At 62.9% G+C, this 10,354-nt stretch carries 9 protein-coding genes and 1 pseudogene; 7 read left to right on the plus strand and 3 right to left on the minus strand.

Features of this window, described 5'->3' with window-relative positions:
- Positions 1–230: 230 nt before the first annotated feature.
- Positions 231–2,216 carry an NAD(+) synthase gene (locus ACTHLA_RS10605; RefSeq protein ID WP_440188556.1) on the minus strand — a complete coding sequence of 662 codons (1,986 nt, stop codon included), beginning with the start codon at positions 2,214–2,216 and terminating at the stop codon, positions 231–233.
- A gap of 240 nt (positions 2,217–2,456) precedes the next feature.
- Here ACTHLA_RS10605 and ACTHLA_RS10610 point away from each other — a divergent pair, with 240 nt between their 5' ends.
- Both ACTHLA_RS10610 and ACTHLA_RS10615 read left to right on the plus strand, forming a co-directional pair.
- Positions 2,457–3,671, plus strand: a complete 1,215-nt coding sequence (locus tag ACTHLA_RS10610; protein WP_440188559.1) for a threonine ammonia-lyase — start codon at positions 2,457–2,459, stop codon at positions 3,669–3,671.
- 13 nt (positions 3,672–3,684) lie between these two features.
- Positions 3,685–4,200 carry an FKBP-type peptidyl-prolyl cis-trans isomerase gene (locus tag ACTHLA_RS10615; RefSeq protein WP_440188562.1) on the plus strand — a complete coding sequence of 172 codons (516 nt, stop codon included), beginning with the start codon at positions 3,685–3,687 and terminating at the stop codon, positions 4,198–4,200.
- An 11-nt stretch (positions 4,201–4,211) separates the two neighbouring features.
- Here ACTHLA_RS10615 and ACTHLA_RS10620 read toward each other — a convergent pair whose 3' ends face one another.
- Together ACTHLA_RS10620 and ACTHLA_RS10625 are read right to left on the minus strand one after the other, a co-directional pair.
- Positions 4,212–4,766 carry a cob(I)yrinic acid a,c-diamide adenosyltransferase gene (locus tag ACTHLA_RS10620; protein WP_440188565.1) on the minus strand — a complete coding sequence of 185 codons (555 nt, stop codon included), beginning with the start codon at positions 4,764–4,766 and terminating at the stop codon, positions 4,212–4,214.
- Positions 4,766–4,969, minus strand: coding sequence for a twin transmembrane helix small protein (locus ACTHLA_RS10625; protein ID WP_440188568.1), 204 nt, complete (start codon positions 4,967–4,969; stop codon positions 4,766–4,768). The genes ACTHLA_RS10620 and ACTHLA_RS10625 overlap by 1 nt, the downstream gene beginning before the upstream one ends.
- A 251-nt stretch (positions 4,970–5,220) precedes the next feature.
- Here ACTHLA_RS10625 and ACTHLA_RS10630 point away from each other — a divergent pair, with 251 nt between their 5' ends.
- The 5 genes and pseudogenes from ACTHLA_RS10630 to ACTHLA_RS10650 all read left to right on the plus strand — a co-directional run.
- Positions 5,221–5,838, plus strand: a complete 618-nt coding sequence (locus tag ACTHLA_RS10630; RefSeq protein WP_440188570.1) for a TetR/AcrR family transcriptional regulator — start codon at positions 5,221–5,223, stop codon at positions 5,836–5,838.
- 63 nt (positions 5,839–5,901) lie between these two features.
- Positions 5,902–6,834, plus strand: a complete 933-nt coding sequence (locus ACTHLA_RS10635) for a peptidylprolyl isomerase (RefSeq protein WP_440188572.1) — start codon at positions 5,902–5,904, stop codon at positions 6,832–6,834.
- A 138-nt stretch (positions 6,835–6,972) separates the two neighbouring features.
- Complete coding sequence (locus ACTHLA_RS10640; protein ID WP_440188574.1) at positions 6,973–8,517, plus strand: methyl-accepting chemotaxis protein; 1,545 nt, start codon at positions 6,973–6,975, stop codon at positions 8,515–8,517.
- Between the two features lie 52 nt (positions 8,518–8,569).
- Entirely contained in the window at positions 8,570–9,943 is a 1,374-nt protein-coding gene (gene miaB, locus ACTHLA_RS10645; RefSeq protein WP_440188576.1) for a tRNA (N6-isopentenyl adenosine(37)-C2)-methylthiotransferase MiaB, read from the plus strand.
- A pseudogene (locus tag ACTHLA_RS10650) lies at positions 9,943–10,354 on the plus strand (PhoH family protein); the annotation flags it as partial. The gene miaB and the pseudogene ACTHLA_RS10650, both read left to right, overlap by 1 nt.

Below are 10,354 nucleotides of genomic sequence, written 5' to 3' on the forward strand. Positions count from 1 at the left end.
CCGCCGCTTTCGCGGCGTACACGGACAAGAGATGAGGGCGCGGAAAGTCCTGCGCCTTTCCTTGTCCGTGCAGATGGCCGAAGGCCATCATCCGTGCTTTGGCTGCGCCGAACTCCGTTTCTGTGGTTAAATCCCTTAATCCTTCTGATCTGCGTAATCTGTGGATGTCCTTTCCCGCCAATAGGGGAGAAGGCGCGGGAAGCCGCATGGCCGTTGAATGTCGATCGGACCTAAGCTTCGGGCGTGTTGGCGCGCAGTTCCGCAAGCCAGATATTGGCGTTGGCGTCCGACGGCATGCGCCAGTCGCCGCGCGGCGAGAGCGCGCCGCCGGTCAGAAGCTTCGGCCCGTTGGGGACGGCGGAACGCTTGAACTGCGACACGGTGAAGAAGCGCCACAAAAACACCTCCAGCCATTTGCGGATCGTGGCCAGGTCGTACTTATCGCGCCACGCCTGATGGCTGAGGAAGGCGATCTTCGACGGCGCCATGCCGAAGCGCGTCAGATAGTAGAGGTTGAAATCCTGCAATTCATACGGACCGACCTTGTCTTCGGTCTTCTGCGCCACGCCGTTCTCGACCGGCACCAGCTCCGGCGAGATGTCGCGGCTGACCACCGAGGTGAGAATGCGCGCCGTTCTGGCGTCGAACTCGGTTTTCGCCGCCCAGCGGATCAGGTGTTGAATCAGGGTCTTGGGCGCGCCGCCATTGACATTGTAATGGCTCATATGATCGCCGACCCCATAGGTGGACCAGCCGAGCGCCAACTCGGACAGGTCGCCCGTGCCGACGACAAAGCCCTTTTTCTCGCCCGCCAGCCGGAACAGGAAGTCGGTGCGCAGGCCCGCCTGCACATTCTCGAAATTGACGTCATAGACGCGCTCGCCGCGCGAAAACGGATGGCCGATATCCATCAGCATGCGTTTCGCCGCCGGACGGATATCGAGCGTTTCGCCGGTAACGCCCAGCGCCTTCATCAGTTTCAGCGCGTCATTGCGCGTCCCGACCGTCGTGCCGAAACCGGGCATGGTGTAGCCGTGGATGCGTTCACGCGGCAGGCCCAGCCGGTCGAACGCCTTGCACGCCACGATCAGGGCGTGAGTCGAATCCAGACCGCCCGACACGCCGATCACCACATCCTGGGTTTTTGTCGCCGAAAGGCGCTGCATCAGGCCGTGGACCTGAATGTTGAACGCCTCATAGCAGTCTTCGTCGAGCCTTGCCGGATCGTTCGGCACATAGGGAAAGCGCTCGACCTGGCGGTGGAAATCCGTAAGACCATGCGGCGTCCAGTCGAAGGCGATGACAGAGCGCACATCCGTCCTGAGCTTACGGCGCGCATCGCGGAAGGTCGGGGTGCGCAACCGCTCCAGCTTAATGCGGCCGACATCGACATCGGCCAGGGTGACGGTTCCCGACAGGAAGCGCTCGCCTTCGGCCAGCAGACCGCCCATCTCATAGATCAGCGACTGTCCGTCCCAGGCGAGGTCCGTGGTCGATTCGCCGGGACCGGAGGCGCTGAAGGCGTAGGCGCACATCAGCCGCTCCGAGGTGGCGGCGCAGATGCGCTTGCGCGTGCGCGACTTGCCGACCGTGACCGGCGAGGCCGACAGGTTCACAAGGATATGCGCGCCTTCCAAAGCGGTTTGCGTCGAAGGCGTATCGGCCGACCACATATCCTCGCAGATTTCCACCGCGAAGGTGAAGTCGTCAAAACCCCCGGCCTGAAAGATTTGCAGACCGCCAACGCGCACATAATCACCGTCGAGCAAAAGCGTGGTAGGCTGAAGGTCCGCGCCGGAGGCGAACCAGCGCTTTTCGTAGAATTCGCGATAATTGGGCAGAAAGATTTTCGGCACCACGCCAAGGCAGCGGCCACGGCTGATGACGGCGGCGCAATTATAGACCGCGCCTTCAATAAGGAGCGGAACGCCGCAGACCAGAACCGGGCGCATATCCTGCGACGCGACGATCAGCGCTTGCAGCGCCGTCTTCGCGGCGGACAAAAGCGCATCCTGTAAGAACAGGTCGTCGAGCGCATAGCCGGTCAGGCTCAGTTCCGGGAACAGCACAAGGTCGGCGCCGGCGTCATGGCTGCGCTGCGCCAATTCGATATGTTCGCGCAGATTGGCGCCAGGGTCGCCGATATGCACGGGCGGGGTGACAGCGGCGACGCGGACAAAGCCGTGGGTGGGTGGGGAGAAAAATTTTTGGGTCATATTTGGCAATATTTCAGCATTTACACCCATAAATTCTAAATCCAACGCGATAAAAATACAATTTTTCTCAAGCTCCCCCCGCAATAATGCCGACAAATTCAGGCATTTTCGGACACGCAGACTCATATTGGGTATTTTCGTTTCATTTGTAATCGAATGCTCCGCGCTGAAGAACATTTTTCGCAAGCCCCCGCGAAACGGCTCTGCTAAGACGACAGCCCATACTCGAAAAACCGCCTCATGACCGCCACAGCCACTGTCACCTTTGCCGATATCGAAGCCGCCGCCGGGCGCATCGACGGGCAGATCGTGCGCACCTCAATGCCGTTTTCGCGCCGCCTCAGCGACGCCTTCGGCGCGCAGCTCTGGATGAAGGCGGAAAACCGGCAATACACCTCGGCCTTCAAGGAACGCGGCGCGCTCAACAAGCTGCTGCTGCTAAGCGAGGACGAGCGCAGGCGCGGCGTGTTCGCGGCCTCGGCGGGCAATCATGCGCAAGGCCTGGCCTACCACGCCACGCGGCTGGGCGTCCCCAGCACCATCGTCATGCCCGAAGGCACGCCCTTCGTAAAAATCGAGCGCACGCAAAGCTTTGGCGCGCAGGTGGTGATCGCGGGCAAGTCCTATGACGACGCCTCCGCCGCCGCGCAAACGCTCTGCGCCGACAAGGGCGGGGTCTATGTCCATCCGTTCAACGACGCGGCGGTGATCGCCGGTCAGGGCACGATCGGCGTCGAAATGCTGGAGCAGGCGCCCGATCTCGATACGCTGATCGTGCCTATCGGCGGCGGTGGGCTGATCGCGGGCGTCGCCATCGCCGCCAAGACGATCAAGCCGTCGATCCGCATCATCGGCGTCGAGGCGGCCATGTTCCCGTCCTTTCTGGCGCGACGGCAGGGCCTGCCCGATCCGGTCGGCGGCGCCACCATCGCCGAAGGCATCGCCGTGCGTACGGTCGGGGATCTGAGCTTTGCCCTGGCCAACCCTTTGATCGACGACATTCTGGTGCTGGACGAAGCCGATTTCGAGCGCGGTATCGCCGCCTACGCCAATGTCGAAAAGACCCTGGCCGAAGGCGCGGGCGCGGCGGGTCTGGCGGCGGTGATCCGCTATCCCGACCGGTTCAAAGACCAGAAGATCGGCCTGATCCTGTGCGGCGGCAATATCGACATCCGCCTTTTGACCAGCGTGCTGCAACGCGAGCTGGTGCGCGACAAGCGGCTGGTCACCTATCGCATCTGGGGCGATGACCGCCCCGGCATGCTGTCGCAGATGGCCGACATCATCGCCAGCCGCGGCGGCAATATTATCGACGTGGCGCACAACCGCCTCGTTCTGGACGTGCCCGCCAAGGGCGCGGAGTTCGACATCATGGTCGAGACGCAGGGGCCGCGCCACGCGCTCGACATTTCCGAAGCCTTGAGGAGCACCGGCTATGCGCTGCGGATGGATTAACAGGGGAGTAGATATGGGTATGAAAGCATCGAGCCTTATTCTGGTTCTGGCCCTCGTCGGCTGCGGCCAGGCCGCCGACAAAAACGCCGACGCCATGGAGGCCTATCAGGCGTCGATGGACGCCGCCGCCAGCGCCAATCTCAAGGCGGGCGAGGCCTATCTGGCCGACGTCGCCAAACAGCCGGGCATGGTCAAGCTGCCCGACGGCGTAATGTATAAGCTGATCTCGCGCGCGCCGAATCCAGGCCCGCAGCCGACGGTCGATGACACGGTGACGATCAATTACGAGGGCAAGCTGATCAATGGCGACGTGTTCGACTCGTCCTATGCGCGCCACGAACCGGCGACCTTCCCGCTGGGCCGCCTGATTCCGGCCTGGCAGGAGGCGATCCCGCAGATGCATGTCGGCGACGAGATCATGCTCTATGTGCCGTCGGCGCAGGGCTATGGCGAGCGCGACATGGGTGAAATTCCGCCCAATTCGGCGCTGGTCTTCCATATCCAGTTGCTGGGGATTCCGAAAAACTAAAGCCCCAAAGGCTAAAGCCCCGGAACCCATTTGACGTCACCGCGTCCGTCGTTATTGGCGTGGCGCGCCAGCACGAACAAAAGGTCAGACAGGCGGTTCAGATAGCGCAGGGCTTCGGGATTGACGGCTTCGCGCGCCGCCAGAGCCGCCGCATCGCGTTCGGCGCGGCGCACAAGGGTCCGCGCCATATGCAGATGCGTAGCCAAAGCGCCGCCCGCCGGCAGGATAAAGGAATCGAGCGGCTCAAGCGCCTCATTATAGGCGTCAAGCGCCGTCTCCAGCCCCGTCACCTGATCGGCGCGCACGCGCAAAGGCGTCCAGCCTTCGGGCTCTCCGGGCGTGGCCAGATCGGCGCCGAGGTCGAACAGGGCGTTCTGCACGCGCGCCAGCAGGGCGTCGAGATCGTCTTCAGCATAGAGACGGGCAAGCCCCAGCGCCGCATTGGCCTCATCGACCGCACCGATGGCGTAGAGGCGCGCATCGTCCTTGCGGCGGCGCGAGCCATCGGCCAGACCCGTCTCGCCGCCGTCGCCGGTGCGGGTATAGATTTTATTGAGTTTGACCATCAGTGGCCGTTATGAAACGCCCAGACCGTCGCGATGATCAACGCAATGGCGATGGCCTGAAACAGCACGCGCATCCGCATCAGCCGGTTCGACCAGTGGGCGCGAAACTCGCCGCCGCGCGCCAGCGAGAACAAACCCGCGAACAATGTGACCACGACGGCCAGCATGGCGATCAGCGCCAGAATGAAAAGAACGAGGCTCATAGTTATGAGTTTCCGCCTTTTTATCATCGCTGTCGAGCGTTCGCAGGGCCTGATGCTAACTATTTCTATACCGCGCTGCGGTAAACCGCCCCCGCTGCAACGCAAAAATGTCACAGAGCTTTGTTGAATTGCAGGCCCCGCCGTACTAAGTAACGGACACCGGGGGACCAAGCTTACGCTTGGGTCAACTTTTTTGTGTGAGCGTAACCATGTTCGATCCCAGTACTGTATCCCCCGCCCAGGAGTCGCCCGTGTCATCAGGAGCCCGCGCCCGTTCAAAAGAGCGCAACCGCCTGAAAATTCTCGACTCGGCCACGCAGATGTTCCGCGAGCGCGGTTTCGAAGCGGCGACCTTGCGCGATATCGCCAGCGCGGCGGGCCTGTCCACCGGCGCCCTGTTCGCCAACTTCACTGACAAGACCGAAATCTTCCTGACCGTTGTCGAGGCCGAGCACCAGCGCGTCCTGGCCGCCATGCGCGACTCCTATGATGAGAGCCTGCCGCTGGTCGAGCGCCTGCACCGCCAGCTTATGCAGGGCTATGCGGTCAGCGAGGCCAATGCCCGCCTGATCCTGTCGGCCTTCGTGATGAAGTGGAGCGCCGACCAGACCGCGCTCAACGAGGTCGCGCGTCTCAGCGACGATGTGCGCGACGCCCTGTTCGACACACTGACCAAGGCGCAGGCGCGCGGCGAACTGCCCAAGGACGCCCCGCTGCACGACGCTTCGGAAGTGCTGGAAGACCTGTGCTTCGCCAATATGCGCCGCGCCTTCCATAAGGCTGGCGAGGCGGGCGGTTTCGACGCCGCCACGCTGGAGCGCAACATGCTGACCCAGCTCAAGCTGGTGATCGCCGGGTTGAAGGCGTAAACGGTCTAAAATCGCTTGCGGTTCCGCACAGCCTGATTAGTCTCCATCGAAACGATGGAGACTATGATGACTGTTGTGCGGACCTTAGCGGCGGGTATTGTGGCTTTCGGCCTGATGGGCGCTGCGCCGGTCACGCAGCAGGGTTCTCCCGGCAAGCCGTCGCCGCAGGAGGTGCTGGACGCCGCGCCCGCCTCCGCCTGGGCGCAGATTCCGGCGGACGATCTGGTGGTGATGACCCTGGCCGACGGCGCGCAGGTCGTCTATCAACTGGCGCCGCAATTCGCGCCGGTGCATGTCGCCAATATCCGCCAACTGGTGCGCTCCGGCTATTTCGACGGCGCCTCCCTCCTGCGCGTGCAGGACAATTACGTCACGCAATGGGGCCGCCCTGACGAGGATATGACCAAACCCGTCGGCATTGTCGCGCGCCCGCCTGCCGAGTACGAGACGCCCGCCAAGACGCTGAAGGCCGAAGGGCTGCATTTCTACCGCCTGCCCTGGCGCGACGCCTACGCGAAAAAAGTCGGCTTCATGCAATCCTGGCCGGTGGCCAGCGACGGCCGCGACGACTGGCTGGTCCATTGCTACGGCATGATCGGCGTCGCGCGCGACGTGCCGCCCGACACCGGCGACGGCACGCAGCTCTATACGATTATCGGCCATGCGCCGCGTCATCTCGACCGTAATCTGGCCGTGGTCGGGCGCATCGTTTCCGGCATGGAGGCGCTCAGCGCCCGCCCGCGCGGGACGGAGGAACTTGGCTTTTACAAGGACGACTCCCAGCGCGTGAAGATCGTCTCGGCGCGCATGGCCAGCGACCTGCCCGCCGGTCAGCGCCCGGCCTTTCAGGTGCTGGACAGCGATCAGCCGACCTATGACGCCTGGGTCAAGGCGCGCGCCAATCGTTCCGGCGGCTTCTTCGTGCGTCCCGCAGGCGCGCTCGATCTGTGCAACGCCACGCCGCCGATACGACCAGTCGGTAAAATACAACCTTGATAATTTATCATATATTTTCACAACTTATGATAAATGACTTTTTAAGATATCACGCCGCATAGTCGCTGAACGTGAAGACAAGGGGGTTGTCCATCGGAGGCGGGGCCGCATCCGATCTGTCTTCAGGAGGGTGTGCGTATGGTGTTCTTGCGTTCGAACGATGCGGACAAGGCCGTGATTACGGCTTTGAATGCGTCGCAGGCTGTGATCGAGTTTTCGCCGACCGGCGATATTCTGACCGCCAATGAGAATTTTCTCACCTGCGTCGGCTACAGGCTCGACGAAATCAAAGGCCGCCACCACAGCCTGTTCTGCGATCCGGCCTACGCCGCCTCCGACGCCTATCGCGACTTCTGGCGTGATCTGGCGGCGGGCCGTTTTCGCAGCGATGTCTTCAAACGCTTCGGCAAGGGCGGGCGCGTCATCTGGCTGCAGGCCAGCTACAATCCGATCCGCGACCGATCCGGCAAGGTGGTCAAGGTCGTCAAATTCGCCAGCGACATCACCGAGCAGAAACGGCGCGAACAGGACGCGCGCGGCAAGATCGACGCCATCGATCGCTCGCAGGCCGTGATCGAATTCACCCCGACCGGCGAGATTCTCACCGCCAACGTCAATTTCCTCAGCGCGCTCGGCTACGATCTTGATGAGGTCCGTGGGCGCCATCACCGCCTGTTCTGCGACCCGGCCTACGCCGCTTCAGACGCCTATCGCGACTTCTGGGCGCGGCTGGGGCGCGGCGAATTCCAGTCGGGCGAGTTCCGCCGCATCGGCAAGGGCGGGCGCGAAATCTGGATACAGGCGATCTATAGTCCGATCCTCGACGACGACGGCGCGGTCATCAAGGTGGTGAAGTTCGCCAGCGACGTCACCCGGATGGTGCGCAAACGGCAGAGCTGCGAGCGCGCAACCGCCAGCTTTGGCGATGTCGTCAATCAGATCGGCGCAGCGCGGGAAAAGACGGTGATCGCCTCCAGCGCCTCAAACGAAACCGGCGCCATCATCAATTCGGTCGCCGCCGCCGCTGAGGAATTGTCCCAAAGCGTGCGTGAGATCGCCGAAAACATGACGAGCGCGCGCGGCAGCGTCGAGGGCGTCTTCCGTCACACCGAGACCGCCAACGCCTCGGCGGGCGGCCTGAACGCTTCCGCCGCCTCCATGAGCAATGTCGTGACCCTGATTCAGGATATCGCCGGTCAGATCAATCTGCTGGCGCTCAACGCCACCATCGAATCGGCGCGGGCGGGCGAGGCAGGCAAGGGCTTTGCGGTGGTGGCGTCCGAGGTCAAGTCGCTGGCCAATCAGGCGGCGCGCTCGACCCAGACCATCGCTTCGGAAATCTCCACTATGCAGGCGGTGACAGCCGAGGTGGTCGATGCGCTCAGTCTGATTTCCGGTTCGATGACGCATGTGCTGGACAATGTCTCGGCGGTGGCCAGCGCGATGGAGCAGCAGAACGCCGTCACCTCGGAAATCACGCACAATATGCAGGGCGCCGTGGTCGCCGTGCGCGACATCAATGATGGCCTGGCCAATATCAGCCAGACCTTCGGCGAAGTGGCGGCGGCTTCGGAACAGGTCAAGCGTGAGATGGACGCGCTCAATACGGACGATGCGCGTGATGACCGCATGAATGACGCGCCGACGCGGGACGTTCTGACTCAAGCCGTTATGGCGGCCTGAGACTGCGAATCAAAAACTTGAATCTTGCGCGCGCAAAGATCATAAGGCGCTAATGAACGCGCACAGTCCATCTAAGCCTGAAATCGGGCCCGACCTGAAAAAGCTGCACATCAAGACCTACGGCTGTCAGATGAATGTCTATGACAGCGAACGGATGCTCGACCTGTTGCGTCCGCTCGGTTACGAGGTTTCCGACCGGCCCGAAGGCGCGGATCTGGTGCTGCTCAACACCTGCCATATCCGCGAAAAGGCCGCCGAGAAGGTCTATTCCGAGATCGGGCGGTTGAAGGAGCTGCGCGAAGAAAAGATCGCGGCGGGCGAAGGCCGCATGACCATCGCCGTCGCCGGCTGCGTGGCGCAGGCCGAGGGGCAGGAGATCATGAATCGCGCCCCTGCGGTCGATCTTGTCGTCGGCCCGCAGGCCTATCATCAGTTGCCCGAACTGATTGCGCGCACCACGCGCGCCAAGGGCGAGCGTCTGGCCGCCGACTTCGCGCCCGACGCCAAGTTCGACGCCCTGCCGAATGAGCGCGAAGTGTCGGGGCCGACCGCTTTTCTGACGGTCCAAGAAGGCTGCGACAAGTTCTGCACCTTCTGCGTCGTGCCCTATACGCGCGGCGCCGAATGGTCGCGCCCCGTAGCGGCTATTCTCGACGAGGCGCGCCGTCTGGCCGACAAGGGGGTGCGCGAACTGACCCTGCTGGGCCAGAACGTCAACGCCTATAATGGCGCGGACGCTTCGGGCGCGGACTCGACTCTGGCGAAGCTGATGTATGCCCTGGCCGAGATTCCGGGCATTGACCGGCTGCGCTACACCACCTCGCACCCGAACGATATGGGCGATGATCTGATCGAGGCGCACCGCGATCTGCCCGCCGTCATGCCCTATCTGCACCTGCCGGTGCAGTCGGGCTCGGACAAGATTTTGCGCGCCATGAACCGCAAGCACGGGCGGCAAAGCTATATCGACCTGATCGCAAATATCCGTGAGGCGCGACCGGATCTGGCCTTAAGCGGCGACTTTATCGTCGGCTTCCCCGGCGAGACGGATAAGGATTTCGAGGACACGATGGACCTGATCCGTCAGGTCAGATACGCGGCGTCCTTCTCGTTCAAATATTCGCCGCGTCCCGGCACGCCCGCCGCCGCCATGCCGGGTCAGGTCAGCGACGAAGTGATGGATGCGCGTTTACAGGCGCTGCAAAGCCTGATCCTTGAGCAGCAGCACGATTTCAAATCGGCTCTGGTCGGCAAGACGCTCGACGTCCTGTTTGAAAAGCCGGGCCGCCGCGACGGTCAGGCCATCGGCCGTTCGCCCTATCTGCAATCGGTCTTCGTCGAGAACGCCGCGCATCTGCTGGGCCAGATTGTGCCGGTGCGCATTGAGGCGGTCGGCCCGAACAGCCTGCAAGGCGCGCTGATCTGATGGCGGCGAAGGACGACTTTATCGACCTTTCGACCGACGCCGTTCTGGCCGTATCCGGTCCGGCGCAGCGCTATCTGGCCCTGATTGAAAGCGCCTTTTCGGTTCTGGTCGAAACGCCGGGCAATGGCCTAAAAATTTCCGGCGATACGCGCAATCGCCATAAGGCGGCCGCGGTGATCCGCGCCCTGATCGAACGCTACGACACCGGCGTCGAGGTCGGCGAGGACGATGTGCGCCGCCTGATCCAGCATCCGTCAACGCCGCTCACCGACAAGCCGCAGCATCGCGCCCCGGCGGGCCCATACGCGCACCACGCCCGCGGCCTGGGGCGCCCGGGCGCGAGCGTGGGCCAAAACCCCCGGCAGGCCGCCGAAATCGACGCGCGGCGCCGCGTTTTTATGGTGTTCGGTG

This window comes from Asticcacaulis sp., from assembly GCF_051956075.1.
GTDB lineage: Bacteria > Pseudomonadota > Alphaproteobacteria > Caulobacterales > Caulobacteraceae > Asticcacaulis.

Coding starts and splice junctions, on each gene's coding strand:
- ACTHLA_RS10605 (WP_440188556.1), bottom strand. CDS start 2,216: ATGACCCAAAAATTTTTCTCCCCACCCACCCACGGCTTTGTCCGCGTC.
- ACTHLA_RS10610 (WP_440188559.1), top strand. CDS start 2,457: ATGACCGCCACAGCCACTGTCACCTTTGCCGATATCGAAGCCGCCGCC.
- ACTHLA_RS10615 (WP_440188562.1), top strand. CDS start 3,685: ATGGGTATGAAAGCATCGAGCCTTATTCTGGTTCTGGCCCTCGTCGGC.
- ACTHLA_RS10620 (WP_440188565.1), bottom strand. CDS start 4,766: ATGGTCAAACTCAATAAAATCTATACCCGCACCGGCGACGGCGGCGAG.
- ACTHLA_RS10625 (WP_440188568.1), bottom strand. CDS start 4,969: ATGAGCCTCGTTCTTTTCATTCTGGCGCTGATCGCCATGCTGGCCGTC.
- ACTHLA_RS10635 (WP_440188572.1), top strand. CDS start 5,902: ATGATGACTGTTGTGCGGACCTTAGCGGCGGGTATTGTGGCTTTCGGC.
- ACTHLA_RS10640 (WP_440188574.1), top strand. CDS start 6,973: ATGGTGTTCTTGCGTTCGAACGATGCGGACAAGGCCGTGATTACGGCT.
- miaB (WP_440188576.1), top strand. CDS start 8,570: ATGAACGCGCACAGTCCATCTAAGCCTGAAATCGGGCCCGACCTGAAA.